Raw genomic sequence first — 16,951 nt, 5'->3', positions numbered from 1 at the left:
GTGCCAACACTCCGACATGCTCGATTCGACCGATTCGCGATTTCTGCGGGTTGAGGAGGCGCGCCAGCGCCGTCTCGAAACCACAACACGAACACCGAGCGGGTTGAGGAGGCGCGCCAGCGCCGTCTCGAAACCTCAACACGAACACCGAGCGGGTTGAGGAGGCGCGCCAGCGCCGTCTCGAAACCTACGACAGCGGCAACTCAGCGAACGCGCGAACCGGGAAGGTGCCGAAGCCTGCGACGCGAGGCGGCACCGCCGTGAACCGCGCCCCGCGCGGCGGCACGTCGGCCAGCGCGGTGAGGTGTTCCACCACGTGGATGCCCGCCGCGAGAAGAATCGAATGCGCCGGCCGCTCGCCCCCCGACTCGGTGTCGTCGATGTTGAGGGAGTCGATGCCGACTATCGCGACTCCGGCATCGGCGAGGTGTCGGGCGCCCGCCTCGGTGAGGAACGGCGATCCGTGCGCGTACTCGGGCCGCCCGAAGTGACGGCTCCAGCCGGTGTGCAGCAGCACGGCCGTGCCGGCGAGGTCACGGTCGAAGAAGACCTCGGCGGGGATGCCGCGCTCGGCGGCATCCGTCAACCTGAAGACCTCGGCGGGCACGCCGACGAGCGTTTCGAGCGACAGGCTCGCGAGATCGCCGCCGCCGTCGTAGCGGTGGAACGGGCTGTCGAGGTAGGTGCCCGTGTTGCCGGCCATCGCGATGACGTCGATCTCGAATTCGGTGCCGGGCGCGTAGACCGCGCGTGACGCCTCGCGCGTGAGGTGCGGTGTGATCACCGGTACGGGAAGGCCGGGGTAGGTCACGAGCCCGGCGCTGATCGTGTGGCTGAGGTCGACGAGACGACCGCGCTGCGTGACGTCGAGCCCAGCGGATGCCGCCTCGCTCGTCTCGTTCGCATGCACGCCTGCATCGGCCACGCCACGAGACCCGCGGTGCGCCTCTTCGACGATCGCGAGGTTCGAGAGTTCGATGCTGCCGACGAGGGCGAGGCCGAGGTGGCGTACGAGCAACTCGCCGATCTGGCCCTCGGTGAGTTCGGCCGACGGCACGTCGAGCCGGAAGGCCTCGGCGCGAAGGCCGCCCCCGTTCACGAACGCGATATCGGCATCGAAGTGGGCTCTGTAATCGGTCACAGTGGTTCCTCTGCAATTGTCGGCGTGCGCGACTTCGGCGTGCGCGACGTCAGCGTGGGCGACGTCAGCGTCGGCGTGGGCGGCGTCGGCGTGCGCGACTTCGGCGTGCGCGACTTCGGCGTGCGCGACGACGGCGTGCGCACTCGGCGCACCACCGTGACGATGACGGCGGCCACGGCGAGCACGAGCGGCACGACGAGGTTCGCCCAGGCGAGCACGAGGAGCCCGGCGGTCATGACGGTCGCGACGACGGCGAGCCACCAGCCGAACGACCAGCGGCGCAGCAGCAGGGTCGCGGCGAGCATGCCCACGGCGTAGATCGCGACCATGTTGCTCGTGTGAATGAGGATGAAGCCCGTGAGGTCGAGGTCGTTGAGCAGCATGAGCCCGAAGTAGACGACGATGAGCACTCCCGTGAGCGCGAGGGCTCGGCGCGGTACCTCGCCGTCGGCCGCGCCTTTCGCGAAGAACCGCGGCAGGTCCCCGTCGCGACCGAGCGCGGCACCGAGCTTGCCGAAAGCCGGCAGGTACGCGTTCATCACGCCGACCGTGACGATCGCCGCGATGATCGCGACGAGCACCGGCCCGATGCCGGGCGCGGTCGTCTCGACGAGGTCGAGCAGCGGCACCTGCCCCTCGCCTGCACGATCGCCGAGCACTGCGACGGTGACGAATTGCAGTGCGAGGTAGCCCGCGCCCACCACGACGACGGCGATCGCCGTCGCGAGTGGGATCGTGCGCCGTGGGTTTTTGAACTCACCGGCGAGATGGGTGCCGACCTCCCAACCGGCGAACGCCCACACGAAGAGACTGATCGCGATGCCGACGCCGCCCCAGCCGTTCGGCAGGAACGGCTCGAAGTTGGCCGCGTCGACCGCCGGGAACGTGACGGCGACGACACCGACCACGACGGTGATCAACAGCCCGGTGAGCACGAACTGCACCCAGCCGGCGACGCGGATGCCGAACCAGTTTGCGATGAACGGTGGCACGAAGACCGCGAAGCCGATGATCGGCACGGCTGCACGGTCGACGCCGAGCACGGCGACGACGTACTCGCCGCCGAGGATCGCGAGCACGGGTGCGCCGACGCAGACACCGAAGAAGAACCAGTAGCCGGCCATGCGTGCGGCGGTGCCGCCGAGTGCACGGCGCACGTAGCTGGCCACCCCTCCCGCGTCGGGGTAGCGCGAGGCGAGCGCCGCGAAAGTGCCGGCGAGCGGGATGGAGAGCACGAGCACTGCAGCCACGGCGACGATCGACGCGGGGCCCGCCGCCGCAGCCGCGAGCCCCGGGAGCACGAGGATGCCGGTGCCCAGCACGCTCGCGATGTACAGGGCCGTGCCCTGCACGAGACCGAGGGTGCCGCGATGCCCCTGCGGGGGCGAGGCGGCGCCGGTCGGCGCGCCGACAGCGCCTGCGACGGCGGCTGCGGTGCCGGCCGCCACGGAAGTATCATTCGAAGTCACCAGCACATTCTGGGGCATCCCACCGACGGTCACCGCTGGCAGTCCGGACATGCTACGTCGATAAACTGCCAACCCTGCGCGGCCCATGCGCGACCGTAATCCGCGCCCACCGCAAACGGGCACGCCCACTGACTCGCATTCGTGGCCGCCAGTCGCCCACCGCCGGTCGAGCAGCGACGAAGGAGCGTATCGAGACCCACCCGCGAGGGGTCTCGATACGCGTCCTCCTTCGGCGGGCGCTACGCGACCAGCGTGGGCCTACAGGCGCGCGAGCGCTCCGTCGATATCGGCGAGCAGGTCGGCGACGTCCTCGATGCCGACCGACAGACGCACGATCGACTCGGGCACCTCCGCCTCGGTGCCTTTCACCGAGGCGTGCGTCATCTCCGAGGGGTAGTTGACGAGCGACTCGACGCCGCCGAGCGACTCGGCGAGCTGGAACAGCTCGGTCGATTCCGCGAATCGTCTGGCCGCCTCGCCGCCCCCGGTGAGCGCGATCGACAGCATGCCGCCGAAGCCCGACATCTGCCGGGCGGCGAGCTCGTGTCCTTGGTGCGACTCGAGCCCCGGGTAGTAGACGCGCTCGACGCCCGCGTGACCCTCGAGACGCTGCGCGATCGCGAGGGCGTTCTGGCTGTGCCGCTGCATCCGTACGCCGAGGGTCTTGATGCCCCGCGAGGTGAGGAACGCGTCGAACGGCCCCGAGACCGCTCCCGCCGCGAACTGGGTGAACGTCACCCGCTCGACGAGGTCGGCGAGCTCGGCTCGCCCGGCACCCGTCTCCGAGCCGAACACGAGCGCGCCGCCGACGACATCGGAGTGGCCGCCGAGGTACTTCGTCGTCGAGTGCACGACGATGTCGGCGCCGAGTGCGAGCGGCTGCTGGAGCGCCGGTGAGGCGAAGGTGTTGTCGACGACCACGAGCACGCCGGCCTCACGACCGAGCTCGGCGAGCGCCGCGACATCCGAGATCTTCATGAGGGGGTTTGACGGCGTCTCGACCCACAACACCTTTGTGCCGGGCTCGATCGCCCCGCGCACCGCATCGAGGTCGCTCGTGTCGACGGTCGTATGCCGCACGCCCCATGCGCCGTGGATGCGACGGATCAGCCGGTGAGTGCCGCCGTAGACGTCGTTGCCGATGACGACGTGATCGCCCGGCACGAGCACGGTGCGCAGCAGGGCATCCTCGGCAGCGAGGCCCGACGCGAACGACAGGCCGCGCACGCCGCTCTCGAGCGCGGCGAGCTGGGTCTCGAGGGCCGTGCGGGTCGGGTTGCCGCCGCGCGAGTACTCGTAGCCGCCGCGGAGGCCTCCGATGCCGTCTTGCACATACGTCGACGTGGCATAGATGGGTGGAATGACCGCGCCGGTCGTCGGATCGAACTCCTGGCCGGCGTGGATCGCGCGGGTGTCGAAGCGGGCCCCTGGCGCGCCGTTTTCAGGAGTTTTCATGAGCGTGCTGCTGCTTTCTAGTCGAGATGAGGGGTGAGGACTTGATCGGTGGTCGGCCTGCCGGAGCAGCCGGAGAACTTCCTGAGAAAAGCAGAAAGCGCGTCAGGCCGAGAGGTAGCTGAGCAGGTCGGTGCGGGTGATGACGCCGAGCGCCTTGCCGCCATCGGTCACGAGCATCGCGGGCGCCGCCCCGAACGCAGAGCGAGCGGATGCCACGGGCTCATTGACCCCGATGAGCGGAAGTGAGTCCCCCACCACGCTCGAGACCTTGTCGGTCAACTTCACCTGGCCTGAGAACACCAGGTCGAGCAGCGTCTCTTCATTCAGCGCACCGAGCACCTCGCCGAGCACGACGGGCGGTTCGGCGGTCAGCACGAGCAACTGCGAGACCCCGGTCTCGGTCATGCGGTCGATCGCCTCGCGCACCGTGTCGTTCGGGTGCACGTAGACGAGGGGTGCCGTGCGGTCGGCCTTCGCCGCGAGCAGCTCGGCGATCGTGTGGCCGGCGGGCGCGTTCGAGAAGCCGTAGGCGCGCATCCACTTGTCGTTGAAGATCTTGCCGAGGTACCCGCGACCACCGTCGGGCAGCAGCACCACGAACACGTCGTCGGGGCCGGCGGATGCCGCGGCCTTGAGCGCCGCAACTACGGCCATGCCGCTCGAGCCGCCGACGAGCACGCCCTCTTCACGAGCGAGCCGCCGGGTCATGTCGAACGACTCTGCGTCGGAGACGGCGATGATCTCATGCGGCACCGCGGGGTCGTACGCCGTCGGCCAGAAGTCTTCGCCGACGCCCTCGACGAGGTACGGTCGGCCGGTACCGCCCGAGTACACCGAGCCGTCAGGGTCGGCGCCGACGATGCGCACGCGATCTTCGGACACCTCACGCAGATACCGTCCGGTTCCCGTGATCGTGCCGCCCGTGCCCACGCCGGCGACGAAGTGCGTCACCTTTCCCTCGGTGTCGCGCCAGATCTCGGGGCCGGTGGTCTCGTAGTGCGAGCGCGGCCCGTTGGGGTTGGAGTACTGGTCGGGCTTGAACGCCCCCGGAATCTCACGGGCGAGTCGATCGGAGACGCCGTAGTACGACTCGGGGCTGTCGGGTGCGACCGCGGTCGGCGTCACGACGACCTCAGCACCGTAGGCCGTGAGCACGTTGCGCTTGTCTTCGCCGACCTTGTCGGGGCACACGAACACGCAGCGGTAGCCGCGCTGCTGCGCGATGAGCGCGAGCCCCACCCCGGTGTTGCCCGAGGTCGGTTCGACGATCGTGCCGCCGGGCTTCAGCTTGCCCTCGCGTTCGGCCGCGTCGATGATGCGAGCCGCGATGCGGTCTTTCGATGAGCCGCCGGGGTTCAGGTATTCGAGCTTGACCAGCACCGTGGCATCCGTCACCCCCTTCGTGACGTGCTGCAGCTTCACGAGCGGGGTGTCTCCGACGAGATCGACGATGGATTCTGCGTACTTCATGCTGGTGTCCTAGCTGGTCGGCTCGGTCCGCTTCGTGGGCGGACGAGAGCGGCGAACGATCGGGCGTGCGGGGTCGGTCGACGTCAGCGGCGACAACACAGCGCGAGGATCGCGAGGCCATCCTACTGTGCCCCTCGAGCCTGACTATTATGCCCCCTGAGCCTGCCTATTATGCCCCCTGAGCCTGTCGAAGGGCGTTCGAACGGGCGGCCTTCGCTTCGACGGGCTCAGCGAGCAGAAGAGGCGAGCGGATGCCGCGAGCAGGGTGTTCTCCCAGCGTATGCGTTCGTATGATTGAAACGACAACCTTTCGAGAGAGGCCCACGCGTGAGCGCGACCCCGCCCGTTCCCCCCGCAGTCAAGAAGCAGCTGTCGATCAAGCAGCAGCGCGCCGAGGAGCGCGCGCGCAAGCTCGAGGAGTTCAGGAAGCGTGAGGCGCGCACCAAGCGCAATCGGCGCATCGGCATCTGGTCGGCCGTCGTCGGCGGCGTCGCGGTCGTCGGGCTGCTCGTCGCGGCGATCGTGCTGACCCCGCAGCCGGTCTCGTACAGCGCTGGCGGCGATGGCACCGAGATCGAGGGTGTGGAGACGTTCGACAACCCCGCCGGCCACGTCGAGGGCGTCGTCGACTACGCCCAGACCCCGCCCGCGGGCGGCGAGCACAACCAGATGTGGCTGAACTGCGGCGTCTACGAGCAGCCCGTGCCGAACGAGAATGCCGTGCACTCGCTCGAGCACGGCGCGATCTGGGTGACCTATGACTCCGAGCTGCCCGCAGGCGAGCTCGAAGCGCTCAAGAAGCACCTGCCATCGACGTATGTCGTGCTCTCTCCCTTCGAAGACCTCCCCTCGCCGATCGTGCTGAGCGGCTGGAACACGCAGCTCGCCGTCGACGATGCCGGCGACACGCGCATTCCCGCGTTCTTCGAGGAGTTCTGGAAGAGCCAGAACGTGCCCGAGCCCGGCGCGCTCTGCACGGGCGCATACGACGCGCCCGGCAAGGTGTCGTGACCGCCGGCACCGAAGCCCCGAGCCCCGAGCCGCGCCGCGGCGGCCGGGTCGCCGTCATCGTCGTGGCATCCGTCGCCCTCGTCGTCGTCGCGATCGCCGCGTTCTCGATCGGCCGACTCTCGACGCTCGCCGAGCCGACGCCCACCGACACGAGCGCCGAAGCGGGGTTCGCCCGCGACATGCAAGTGCACCACCTGCAGGGCGTCGAGCTCGCGATGATCGTGCGCGACGCGACCGACGACTCCGAAGTGCGCCTGCTCGGCTACGACATCGCGACGACGCAGGCCCAGCAGGCCGGGCAGATGTACGGCTGGCTCTCCGAGTGGGGCCTCTCGCAGGCCGGCAGCGAGCCGTCGATGACGTGGATGACCCGGCCCGCGGCCGACGGCGCGTCCGGCCATGACGCCCACGCCACCGACCCCGCCGCTCATGAACCGGGCGCGCCGATGCCCGGCCTCGCGACGCCGGCCCAGGTCGAAGAACTGCGGGGCCTGACCGGGATCGACGCTGAACGGCGCTTCCTCGAGCTCATGATCGCCCACCACCAGGGCGCGGTCGAGATGGCGGATGCCGCGCTCGCGCGCTCCTCGAACGACGTCGTCGTCTCGCTCGCACGCTCGATCGTCGACAGCCAGACCTCGGAGATCGAGCTCATGACCGGGATGCTCGCGGAGCGCACGCCGGCCGGGTAGCGTGCGTCGTTCGACATCGCCGTGCAGAACTCAGCGCTCACTCTGCTCACTCGGTGCTGGGCGCTGGCTTCGCCGAACGCGCACGATGCCTGCGCACGGCATCTCGATTCGCGCAGCGCACGGAGCAGTAGCGTTGGCGGCCGTTGCGGGTCACGTCGACCACGACGTTCCTGCACGGGTCGCCGGCCGTGTGCCCCGCTGCGCATCTGCCCAGCCGATGCATGCCGCGGGTACTGAGATGCAGCGCGGTTCCGACGCTGATCACGGCAACCATCACCTGCGGAAGAGGCTGATCGAGATCGCGATAGTGCAGGTGCCAGCCTTCGCCGTCGTGGTCGGTCAGGCGCGGGTATGCGGCGGCGGAGGCCATCTGAGCATTCAGTCGTCGTGAACGGTTCTGGGAATCGGGTTCGTCGACGACCAAGAGCCATTCGTCGACGACACGTCGGGTCAGCGAATGGTCGTCATCGGCGACGGGGAAGTCCATGGTCATGCCGAACTCGCGCGTGCGGTCGACGATGCCATCGCGGTCTTCCGGCCAGTCATTGGCCAGCGATGCAGCGAGCAGCACTGCGTACTCGCCGTAAGGGTTGAGATGCATAGTGCCATTACATCATCGTTGACGCCATGATGCTCTTCGGAAGTGCCGTCTCCTTGGTGGCGGCGGGCGGCATGGCACTGACCGCCCTCGGAATGGTCCTCACACCCGGCCCGAACATGGTCTACCTCGTCTCGCGAAGCGTGAGCCAAGGGCGGCGGGCGGGAATGATCTCACTCGGCGGCACCGCAGTCGGCTTTCTGATCTACCTGACGATGGCGAACCTCGGACTCGCAGTGGTGTTCGTCGCCGTGCCATGGCTGTACACCAGCCTGAAGATCGCCGGAGTCCTCTATCTGATCCACCTCGCGTGGCAAGCGCTCAAACCAGGCGGACACGGCCCGTTCGAAGTGCGCCCCCTCCATCGGGATTCTCCCGCGACGCTGTTCCGGGTCGGCCTGCTCACCAACCTCCTGAACCCGAAGACGGCCGTCATGTATCTCGCGCTCATCCCCCAGTTCATCGACCCGAGCCGCGATGGAACGACCGCGCAGGGCTTCATCCTCGGTGCGATCCAGATCGTCGTGAGCATGGCGGTGAACGCAGTGATCATCTTCGGCGCAGGCTCCATCTCGGGCTTCCTCTCCCAGCGGCCGAGCTGGACGAAATGGCAACGGCGCGTCACCGGTTCGATGCTCGGAGCAGTGGCCGTTCTCCTGGCGCGAGACGTGCCAGAGCGAGCACAGGCCTGACCGGGCTCGCGGCGGCCGGCTCGCTTCGGTCGTCCGCGGCGGCGGGCTCGCGGCGGCCGGATCGCTTCGGCGGGCTCGTGGCGGACGCGCGTCGGCTGGCTCGGCCGGCCGGCCGGATCGGGTCAGCCCTCGAGCACCGGCCGTTCCTCCTGCTGGCGGTAGAGCGAGGCGTAGACACCATCGACGCCGACGAGCTCGGCGTGCGTGCCCTGCTCGACGATGCGGCCCGCAACGACCACGAAGATCACGTCGGCGCCCACCACCGTCGAGAGGCGGTGGGCGATCGCGATGGTCGTTCGACCACGCGCGGCGTCGTCGAGCGCCTGCTGCACGACGCGCTCCGAGATCGTGTCGAGGGCGCTCGTCGCTTCGTCGAGCACGAGCACCGCCGGGTCTTTCAGAAGCACCCGCGCGATCGCGATGCGCTGCTTCTCGCCGCCGGAGAGGCGGTAGCCGCGTTCGCCCACCACGGTGTCGTAGCCGTCGGGGAACGAGGCGATCGTCTCGTGGATGTTCGCGGCACGCGCCGCGGCCTCGAGTTCGGCATCAGAGGCATCCGGTTTCGCATACCTCAGGTTCTCGCCGATCGTCGCGTGGAAGAGGTAGGTCTCCTGACTGACGATGCCGATGTGTGAGATGAGCGATTCCTGCACGAGGTCGCGCACGTCGACTCCGGCGAAGCGCACGGCGCCGGCGGATGCCTCGTACAGTCGTGGCACGAGATACGACACCGTCGTCTTGCCCGCGCCCGACGGCCCCACGAATGCCGCGAACTGCCCCGGCTCGATCGTGAAGCTCACCCGATCGAGTGTGGGGCGAGAATCGTCGTCGGCGTCGGGGTAGCGGAACGAGACCTCGTCGAACTCCACCCGTCCGAGCATCCCGCCCGCATCCGTTGGTCGAGTGGCGCCCGACGAAGGAGGACGCGTATCGAGACCCCCCGCCGAGAGCACGATCGCATCGGGCTTGTCGGTGATCGCCGGCTTCAGGTCGAGGTACTCGAAGATGCGCGCGAACAGAGCACTCGAGGTCTGCAGATCGAGGGCCACACGCATGAGCCCCATGAGTGGGAACAGCAGGCGCGCCTGCACGGTCGTGAATGCGACGATCGTGCCCGCCGTGACATCCGCTGCGCCGCCGGTGACGAGCCACCCTGCGACCAGGTAGACGATCGCGGGAATCGACGACATGAAGATGTTGACCATCGCGAAGAACCACTGGCCCGTCATCTGCTGCTTGACCTGCAGCTGGATCTGGTTCTGGTTCTCGTCGGCATAGCGCTCGATCTCGCTCTGCTGCCGGGTGAAGCTCTTCGAGAGCAGGATGCCCGAGACGCTCAGCGTCTCCTGCGTGATTGCGGTCATCTCCGACAGCGACTCCTGCGTCTTGCCGGCGATGCGCGCCCGCACCTGCCCGACCCGGCGCTGGGCGATGACCATGAACGGCATGAGCACGAGCGCGATGATCGTCAGCTGCCAGTTGAGGATGAGCATCGCGATGAACGCCGAGATCACCGTGACCGTGTTGCCGAGCACGCTCGACACGGTGTTGGTGAGCACGCCGGCGACGCCGCCGACGTCGTTCTGCAGCCGCGACTGGATGACACCCGTCTTCGTGCGGGTGAAGAAGCTGAGCTCCATCGCCTGCAGGTGCGTGAAGAGGCGCACGCGCAGCGCGCCCATGACCTTGTTGCCGATCGTCGCGGTCAAGTACGTCTGCCACACACCGAGCAGCGCCGAGACGATGTACACGGCGATCATCGCGATGACGAGCCACATGAGCACAGGCAGGTTCGGTCCGGATACCTCGCCGCTCGCGTCGACTGGGAACAGTCCGTCGTCGAACGCTCGCTGGGTCAGCAGCGGCGGGATGATGGCGAACGCCGCGCCGATGAACACGAGCACGACCGTCGTGATGAGTGCGGCCTTGTGCGGGGCGAACAGCTCGGAGATGCGGCGCAGCAGGTGCGGCACCCGCGGGGCCTCGGCATTCGCGATGCGCTGGGCCTCTTCATCGCCTGAGAACACGCGGCGCGAGCCCCCGCCACCGCCGCCACCAGCACTGCCGCCGCCGCCGCGACCGCCACCGGCGCCGCCTCCGCCTCGAGGCGCTCCCCCGTGCATGCTCATGCGTTCACCCTATGCCGCGCCCCGCACCCACCTCCGCTGTTCGCCTGCGGCGCAGCGGGCATCCTGTTACCCCAACCCGAACGCTCGCGCCGCTCGCCGCTCGCCGCTCGCCCCGCCCCATCCCTCGCCCCGCCCCATCTCTCGCCCCTCGCCCTCGCCCCTCGCCCCTCGCCCCTCGCCCCTCGCCCCTGCAGCAATTCAGGAGGGGAGGTGTGTCGCGCGCCATCCGACGCCGGTTCGGGGCGCGACACGCCCTCCCGTCCTGAATTGCTGCAGGGGCGAGGAGGAGGAACGGCCAACCCGCCCTCCACAGCGCTGCCGGGCGGCGAGACATCCACAGGTCGCCGTCTTCGAACCACGGATGCCTCGGCGCCACGTTACTCAAGAGTGATGAATCCCATCCCAATGGTGCGTCGGCTCGGCGGTATCGCAGAGACCCGGGAGCTCGTCGCGCTCGGAATCGAGCCGCACGCACTGACGGCTGCTGTACGCCGCGGTGATCTCCTCCGCGTGCGCCGCGGCTGGTACTCGCTCCCCGAGACCGACCCCGTGCTGCAACAGGCAATTCGAGTCGGTGGCAGGCTCGCCTGCGTTTCGGCTGCGGCCCACTACGGCTGGGCGACCCCGGAGCGCCACGGTCTCCACGTCTGCGTCCCCGAGAACAGTTCGAGGCTCAGATCACCCTCGAGCTTCGGCGCGAGTGCCGCGCCCGCCCTCGTGGTGCATTGGACGTCTCCACTGGCGTCTGCCGCCCGTCCGCGCTTCGTGACGGACCGCTTCGAGACCGTGACCCAGATCGTGAGTTGCCTGCCGCCCGAGTTCGCCATCGCCGCGTTGGACTCATTCCTGCACGACGACCCTGTCGGCAGCCGCGATCTCGAGGCCTGGCTGAGCACCTTGCCGGCCTGGCTGGTTCGCGAGCTTCCGGCCAGAAACGCGCTCTGTCACAGCTTTCTCGAGACGATCGGACGCATCAGGCTCGAACAGGCCGGCATCACCGGCCAGCATCAGGTCGACTTCCCCGGCATCGGACGGGTCGACCTCGTCATCGGCGATCGGCTCGTCATCGAATGGGACGGCGGCACACACCGCACTGCCGCGCAGCAAGACGAGGACTGCCGCAGAGACGCGCTGCTCGCGACGATGGGGTACCGCACACTGCGTTTCTCGTATCGCCTCGTCATGGATGAGTGGCACGTGGTGCTCGCCGCCGTGCGCGCGGCGCTCGCCGCCCCGGCGCTCTGACCCGGGTCCGCCCTCAGGTGGGTGCGCTCGGACGCAACCCCCTGCGGTCGAGCGCACCGTCTGCAGTCGCATCACTCATAGTTACTCGTCTGCCGCGCAGCAATTCAGGATAGGAGGGCGTGTCGCCCCTCCGCGCGAGCTTTGGGACGGCGCGACACACCTCCCGTCCTGAATTGCTGCAGGGTGGAGCAGCACGAGCGGCAGCGAAGGCCGAGCGGCAGCGACGGATGCCGCGAGCCTCCGCCCGCGGCATCCGTCGCCCCTGCCCGTCTGCGACGTCGTTGGGACTACCCCTTCGTGGATCCGGCCAGCAGGCCGCGCACGAAGTAACGCTGCAGACCGAAGAACACGGCGAGCGGAACGATGATCGAGATGAACGCCGCGGCCGTGAGCCGTTGCCAGTCTTGACCTCTCGTGCCGACCATCTCCGCCAATCGCTGGGTGAGTGGTGCGACGTCTTGCGTACCGCCCGAGAAGATCAAGGCGACGAGCAGGTCGTTCCACACCCAGATGAACTGGAAGATCGCGAACGACGCGAGCGCCGGGGTCGCGAGCGGCAGCACGATACGAAAGAAGATCTGCCCGTGGGTCGCGCCGTCGACCCGCGCCGCCTCGATGACGTCGGACGGGATCTCGGAGATGAAGTTGTGCAGCAGGAAGATCGCGAGCGGCAGGGCGAACATCGAGTGCGCCAGCCACAGCGGCAGGTAATTCTGCTCGGGGATGATCGGCACGACGTCGTGCAGCCACGCCTGCATCGGACGAAGCCAGGTCGAGAAGATCTGCAGCAGCGGCACGAGCGCCATCTGCAGCGGGATGATTTGCAGCGCGAACACGAAGATGAAGAGCCAGTTCACCCATTTGAACCTGATCCAGGCGAAGGCGTAGGCCGCCATCGATGCGAACACGAGCGGGATCAGCGTGGCGAGCAGCGAGATCGCGATCGAGTTGACGATGTACGCGCCGAGCTGCGGAGATGACGACGAGGTGGAGAGCAGCACGTCACGGTAGTTGTCGAGCGTGAAGCCCGGGTTCTGGAAGATCGTCCACCAGCCGGTCTCGCGAATGAGCTCGGCGGGCCGGAACGACGAGACGAGCAGCCCGAACGTCGGGATCGTCCAGACCACCGCGATGATGAGCGCGATGATGGTCGCCGTGCGTGAGGTCAGCCGCTTCTTGACTCGAGCCGTCTTCGTGCCGTATTCGGCCACCTCGGCGGACTCGATCGAGCCGAGCTTCTGGCCGGTCGGGAGGTCGGCGGGGGCGACGCTGCTCATCGGATCTCCCTCTGCTTGCGAAGCACATTGACGTTGTAGATCACGATCGGGAGCACCAGCACGAACAGGATCAGCGCGAGCGCCGAACCTCGACCCACTTCACTCGCGCGGAACGCCTGGGTGTACATCTCGTTCGCGATGACGCTGGTGTTGAAGTTTCCGGCTGTCATCGTGCGGACGATGTCGAAGACCTTCAGCGTGGCGATCGAGATCGTCGTGAGCACCACGACGAGCGCGCCCCGGATGCCCGGCACCGTCACGTTCAAGAAACGCTGCCAGCCGTTCGTGCCGTCGAGTTGTGCCGCCTCGATCTGCTCGGTCGGAACGCCCTTGATGGCCGCGCTGAGGAGCACCATGGCGAACCCGGTCTGGATCCAGATCATGACGACGATCAGCAGGATGGTGTTGATCGGGTCGGACTGCAACCACTGCACCGGTTCGCCACCGAAGGCGGTCACGATCGCATTCAACAGGCCGATCTGCTCACGATCGCCCCCGCGGTATTCGTAGACGAAGCGCCAGATGACACCAGCGCCGACGAAGGAGATCGCGATCGGCATGAACAGGATGACCTTGTAGTAGCGCTCACCCCGCGATCTGTCGATGAATACGGCGTACGCGAGGCCGACGGCCGTCGAGATCGTCGGCACGAGCGCCACCCAGATGATCGTGTTGATCAGCGTGCGGATGGCCGCGGGCTGCGTGAAGGTCCAGACGAAGTTGTCGAAGGTCCAGTCGCCGCTCGAATCCTGGAATGCCAAGAGGCTCGTGCGGATCGCCGGATACACCAGCCCGACCACGATGAAGAGCATCGCCGGCAGCAGGAACAACACGAGCTGCCAGTAGTCGCGGCCCTTCTTCGGGGCCTTGTCGATGAAGAAGATGAGGAGACCGACCACCGCGGCGAATACTGCGAGACCCATCACCACCTGGAGGAGCTTGCCGAGCAGATCGGCCGTGGTCATGGTGCCTCCCATGTTCTTCGTTGAAATCGGAGTCGTTCGTGCAGTCGGGTGACGAGGGGCGGGGTTGAAAGCCCCGCCCCTCGATCATGCCGGTATCGGCGTGAGTTGCGCCAGCTAGCTCGCGGGCCAGCTCGACTCGATGGTGTCGAGCACCTGTGCGGTGTCTTCACCCGTGACCCATGCGACGATGCCCTTCCAGAAGGAGTCGGCACCCACGGCGCCGGGCATCAGGTCGGAACCGTCGAATCGGAACGTCGTCTCGGGATCTTGGAGGATCTCGATCGACTGCGTCAGCAGCTCGCTCGACGCGACCTGGGGGTCGAGCCCCTTGTTCGCGCTGATCACGCCACCGAGGCTCACCCGGTTGTTGGCCCAAGTGTCGCTCGCGAGGTACGTGCGGAACGCCTCGACCTCTTCGGCGTCGCGGAATGCCACCGGGAACTCGCCGCCGCCGGTGACCGCTTGCGGGTCGTCGGCATTGACCGGCGGAAGCAGGAACGCGAACACGTCGCCGTCGGACGCGACGGTCACGTCGTCGCCTCCCTCGGGGTTCCAGAAGGTCTCGTAGAACGACGCCTGGTGGTGCAGCGAGCACTCCCCGTCGAGGATCGGCAGTCCGGCGGTCTGGAACGCTTCGCTGACCTGTGTCGACACGTTGCCGATGCCGCCGTTGACCATGTCTTCGTTCTTCAGGTACGCCCCGGCCGCGTCGAACGCTTCAGCGACCTGCGGGTCGTTGAACGGGATGCCGTGCGTCACCCACTGGTCGTACACGTCGGCGCCGTGGAGGCGCAGCATGTAGTCCTCGATCCAGTCGGTGCCCGGCCAGCCGGTGGCGTCGCCCGACTCGAGGCCGACGCACCACGGCTTGTGGTCGCCCTCAGCGGCGATCGTCTCGGAGAGATCGGTCAGCTCGTCGAGGGTCTTGGGGATCTCGTACCCATTCTCCTCGAACTCGGCCGGCGAGTACCAGACGTAGCCCTTGATGCTGGCCATGAGCGGTGCGGCGTAGAAGGTGTCTTCGTAGCTGCCGTACTGCTTCCAGTCTTCGGACCACCACTCGTCGACGTTGTCTTCGACGGTCTGGGAGGCCGGGATCAGCCAACCACCGGCGGCGAGACGCGCGAGCAGGCCCGGCTGGGGCACGATGCCCACGTCGGGGGCGTTGCCGCCCTCGGCGAGCACGGCGATCTGCGCCTCGAACTCGCTGGAGCCCTGGTAATCGACCTCGATGCCCGTGCAGGTTTCGAAGTCGGCCCACGACTCATTGAGGCGATCCGCTTCGAGGTCGAGGATCGTGCCGGCAACCGTGACCGTGGCATCCTCGAACGTGCCGTACTCCTCGTAGGGGCCGCAATCGACGTCGGCGGAACCTTCGTCCGCGACGTCACCCGTACAGCCCGTCAGGGCGAGGCCGACCGCCGCGGCCGCCACCACGGGGGCCATCCAACGGCGATGCCGTCTGATTCTCATGTCATCTCCTCGTTGAGTGAGTGTGGTGCAAGGGAAACCGGGAACCGGTTCCAGCCTCCACGCTAGGTCAACCGCGGCCCTCCTCACAAGTGATCGGAGGTCACGGTTCGGCCACCGCCGCCGAAACGCCGTCGAAACTGGAAGAGAGCGCTCCCAGCGCGCATCCCGAAGTTCGTTCGCCTTTGTCCCCGCCCTTCGGGAAACGGTTCCACATTCGCTCTGCCGAGCAGTACACTCTGCAGCGGAGCAGCCCGACGAGGGGAGGCACGGATGCCAGTGATCGGCGACGTCGCGCGCCTCGCCGGCGTCTCCAAGGCGACGGCATCACGAGCGCTCAGCGGCAAAGGCTACGTGGCCGATGACACGCGTCGACGCGTCGAGGCGGCCGCGGCCAAGATCGGATACATCGTCTCCCCCGATGCGGCGAGCCTCGTCACCGGACGCACGAAGAACGTCGGCGTCGTCATCCCCTTCGTCAACCGGTGGTTCTTCGGCGAAGTGCTCGAGGGCATCGAGCGCGCGCTCCTCGCCGCCGGCTACGACCTCACCCTCTACAACGTCGCCGCCACCGGCCCCGAGCGCGACCGCGTCTTCGACTTCTTCCTCGCCAGGAAGCGGGTCGACGCCGTGATCGCCGTGGGCGTCGACCTCAACGAGCGCGAGGTGTCCTCGCTCGATCGTCGCGAGAAGCCCCTCGTATGCCTCGGCGGAAGCGGCGGCGCGGCAGCGCGACTCTCGGTCGACGACCGCGCGGTCGGTATCCTCGCCACCGAGCACCTGCTGCACCTCGGGCACACCGGCATCGCGCACCTCGCCGGCAACGGTGCCATCGATCGCCCCTCGAGCGTGCAGGGCCTGCGGCGGCAGGGGTATCTCGAGGCGATGACCGGTGCGGGCCTGCCGCCGTCGGCGGGCGACGTCGTCGAGACCGAGATGAGCATGCCGGGCGGCTACCGCGCCGCCCTGCAGTTGCTCGGGCATCCCGGGCGTCGCCCGACGGCGCTGTTCGCAGCATCCGACGAGGTGGCCTTCGGTGCCATGCGCGCGGCCGAACGGCTCGGCATCGACGTGCCCCGAGAGCTCTCGATCGTCGGCGTCGACGGGCACGAGTATGCCGAGATGTTCGACCTGACGACCATCGAGCAGCATCCCGGCGAGCAGGGCCGATCGGTCGTCGACGTCGTACTCCGCCTGCTCGGCGACAGCACCGTCGCCGATCCGCTGCCCGATTCCGGCGCCCCGATGCCGACCCGACTCGTCGTGCGGGCGAGCTCGACGGCCGCCCAGCGCTGAGCTGAGAAGGTGCGGGCGAGCGGATGCCCCGATCGCGACGA

14 protein-coding genes are annotated in these 16,951 nt (G+C 68.0%); 5 read left to right on the top strand and 9 right to left on the bottom strand.

All coding sequences use genetic code 11. The annotated features are described in order from the left end of the window. Positions 1-187: 187 nt before the first annotated feature. The 4 genes from AC1C2T_RS07010 to AC1C2T_RS06995 all read right to left on the bottom strand — a co-directional run bounded on the left by AC1C2T_RS07010 (position 188) and on the right by AC1C2T_RS06995 (position 5,535). Positions 188-1,141: a cyclase family protein gene (locus AC1C2T_RS07010; RefSeq protein ID WP_495384739.1), complete on the bottom strand. Its 954-nt coding sequence runs from the start codon at positions 1,139-1,141 to the stop codon at positions 188-190. Next, complete coding sequence (locus tag AC1C2T_RS07005; protein WP_495384738.1) at positions 1,138-2,610, bottom strand: APC family permease; 1,473 nt, start codon at positions 2,608-2,610, stop codon at positions 1,138-1,140. The genes AC1C2T_RS07010 and AC1C2T_RS07005 overlap by 4 nt, the downstream gene beginning before the upstream one ends. Before the next feature lie 258 nt (positions 2,611-2,868). Next, complete coding sequence (locus tag AC1C2T_RS07000) at positions 2,869-4,065, bottom strand: cystathionine gamma-synthase (protein ID WP_495384737.1); 1,197 nt, start codon at positions 4,063-4,065, stop codon at positions 2,869-2,871. A 102-nt stretch (positions 4,066-4,167) separates the two neighbouring features. Continuing rightward, positions 4,168-5,535: a cystathionine beta-synthase gene (locus AC1C2T_RS06995; RefSeq protein ID WP_495360976.1), complete on the bottom strand. Its 1,368-nt coding sequence runs from the start codon at positions 5,533-5,535 to the stop codon at positions 4,168-4,170. 327 nt (positions 5,536-5,862) lie between these two features. Here AC1C2T_RS06995 and AC1C2T_RS06990 point away from each other — a divergent pair, with 327 nt between their 5' ends. After that, the gene (locus tag AC1C2T_RS06990) at positions 5,863-6,546 is read left to right on the top strand and encodes a thioredoxin-like domain-containing protein (RefSeq protein ID WP_495384736.1); all 684 of its coding nucleotides are present in this window, start codon (positions 5,863-5,865) and stop codon (positions 6,544-6,546) included. Then, positions 6,543-7,238, top strand: a complete 696-nt coding sequence (locus AC1C2T_RS06985; RefSeq protein ID WP_495360978.1) for a DUF305 domain-containing protein — start codon at positions 6,543-6,545, stop codon at positions 7,236-7,238. Before AC1C2T_RS06990 ends, AC1C2T_RS06985 begins: the two co-directional genes overlap by 4 nt. 46 nt (positions 7,239-7,284) lie before the next feature. Here the strand turns inward: AC1C2T_RS06985 and AC1C2T_RS06980 are convergent, their stop codons facing one another. After that, positions 7,285-7,839, bottom strand: a complete 555-nt coding sequence (locus tag AC1C2T_RS06980; RefSeq protein WP_495384735.1) for a CGNR zinc finger domain-containing protein — start codon at positions 7,837-7,839, stop codon at positions 7,285-7,287. A gap of 26 nt (positions 7,840-7,865) precedes the next feature. Here AC1C2T_RS06980 and AC1C2T_RS06975 point away from each other — a divergent pair, with 26 nt between their 5' ends. Continuing rightward, positions 7,866-8,528 carry a LysE family translocator gene (locus tag AC1C2T_RS06975; RefSeq protein ID WP_495360980.1) on the top strand — a complete coding sequence of 221 codons (663 nt, stop codon included), beginning with the start codon at positions 7,866-7,868 and terminating at the stop codon, positions 8,526-8,528. Between the two features lie 122 nt (positions 8,529-8,650). On the opposite strand, the gene AC1C2T_RS06970 is transcribed toward AC1C2T_RS06975, so the two are convergent. Next, positions 8,651-10,657 carry an ABC transporter ATP-binding protein gene (locus tag AC1C2T_RS06970; protein WP_495384734.1) on the bottom strand — a complete coding sequence of 669 codons (2,007 nt, stop codon included), beginning with the start codon at positions 10,655-10,657 and terminating at the stop codon, positions 8,651-8,653. A gap of 390 nt (positions 10,658-11,047) precedes the next feature. On the opposite strand from AC1C2T_RS06970, the gene AC1C2T_RS06965 reads away from it, so the two are divergent. Then, positions 11,048-11,902 carry a type IV toxin-antitoxin system AbiEi family antitoxin domain-containing protein gene (locus tag AC1C2T_RS06965; protein WP_495384733.1) on the top strand — a complete coding sequence of 285 codons (855 nt, stop codon included), beginning with the start codon at positions 11,048-11,050 and terminating at the stop codon, positions 11,900-11,902. 287 nt (positions 11,903-12,189) lie between these two features. On the opposite strand, the gene AC1C2T_RS06960 is transcribed toward AC1C2T_RS06965, so the two are convergent. The 3 genes from AC1C2T_RS06960 to AC1C2T_RS06950 all read right to left on the bottom strand — a co-directional run bounded on the left by AC1C2T_RS06960 (position 12,190) and on the right by AC1C2T_RS06950 (position 15,617). Next, positions 12,190-13,179, bottom strand: coding sequence for a carbohydrate ABC transporter permease (locus AC1C2T_RS06960; RefSeq protein WP_495360983.1), 990 nt, complete (start codon positions 13,177-13,179; stop codon positions 12,190-12,192). Beyond that, positions 13,176-14,144: a carbohydrate ABC transporter permease gene (locus AC1C2T_RS06955; RefSeq protein WP_495360984.1), complete on the bottom strand. Its 969-nt coding sequence runs from the start codon at positions 14,142-14,144 to the stop codon at positions 13,176-13,178. The genes AC1C2T_RS06960 and AC1C2T_RS06955 overlap by 4 nt, the downstream gene beginning before the upstream one ends. A 114-nt stretch (positions 14,145-14,258) precedes the next feature. Next, a complete protein-coding gene (locus AC1C2T_RS06950) occupies positions 14,259-15,617 on the bottom strand; it encodes an ABC transporter substrate-binding protein (protein WP_495360985.1) in 1,359 nt (452 codons plus the stop codon). A 270-nt stretch (positions 15,618-15,887) separates the two neighbouring features. On the opposite strand from AC1C2T_RS06950, the gene AC1C2T_RS06945 reads away from it, so the two are divergent. Further along, positions 15,888-16,910, top strand: coding sequence for a LacI family DNA-binding transcriptional regulator (locus AC1C2T_RS06945; RefSeq protein ID WP_495384732.1), 1,023 nt, complete (start codon positions 15,888-15,890; stop codon positions 16,908-16,910). Positions 16,911-16,951: the final 41 nt, after the last annotated feature.

This window comes from Agromyces sp. Y558 (genome assembly GCF_059445415.1).
Note: the sequence above shows the minus strand (reverse complement) of the source record. Positions and strands in the feature narration are given on the sequence as shown.

Excerpts from the sequence above, each read along its gene's own strand:
- AC1C2T_RS06975 (WP_495360980.1), top strand. The coding sequence starts at position 7,866 with ATGATGCTCTTCGGAAGTGCCGTCTCCTTGGTGGCGGCGGGCGGCATG.
- AC1C2T_RS06950 (WP_495360985.1), bottom strand. The coding sequence starts at position 15,617 with ATGAGAATCAGACGGCATCGCCGTTGGATGGCCCCCGTGGTGGCGGCC.
- AC1C2T_RS06955 (WP_495360984.1), bottom strand. The coding sequence starts at position 14,144 with ATGACCACGGCCGATCTGCTCGGCAAGCTCCTCCAGGTGGTGATGGGT.
- AC1C2T_RS06970 (WP_495384734.1), bottom strand. The coding sequence starts at position 10,657 with ATGAGCATGCACGGGGGAGCGCCTCGAGGCGGAGGCGGCGCCGGTGGC.
- AC1C2T_RS07000 (WP_495384737.1), bottom strand. The coding sequence starts at position 4,065 with ATGAAAACTCCTGAAAACGGCGCGCCAGGGGCCCGCTTCGACACCCGC.
- AC1C2T_RS06980 (WP_495384735.1), bottom strand. The coding sequence starts at position 7,839 with ATGCATCTCAACCCTTACGGCGAGTACGCAGTGCTGCTCGCTGCATCG.
- AC1C2T_RS06945 (WP_495384732.1), top strand. The coding sequence starts at position 15,888 with ATGCCAGTGATCGGCGACGTCGCGCGCCTCGCCGGCGTCTCCAAGGCG.
- AC1C2T_RS06995 (WP_495360976.1), bottom strand. The coding sequence starts at position 5,535 with ATGAAGTACGCAGAATCCATCGTCGATCTCGTCGGAGACACCCCGCTC.
- AC1C2T_RS06960 (WP_495360983.1), bottom strand. The coding sequence starts at position 13,179 with ATGAGCAGCGTCGCCCCCGCCGACCTCCCGACCGGCCAGAAGCTCGGC.
- AC1C2T_RS06965 (WP_495384733.1), top strand. The coding sequence starts at position 11,048 with ATGAATCCCATCCCAATGGTGCGTCGGCTCGGCGGTATCGCAGAGACC.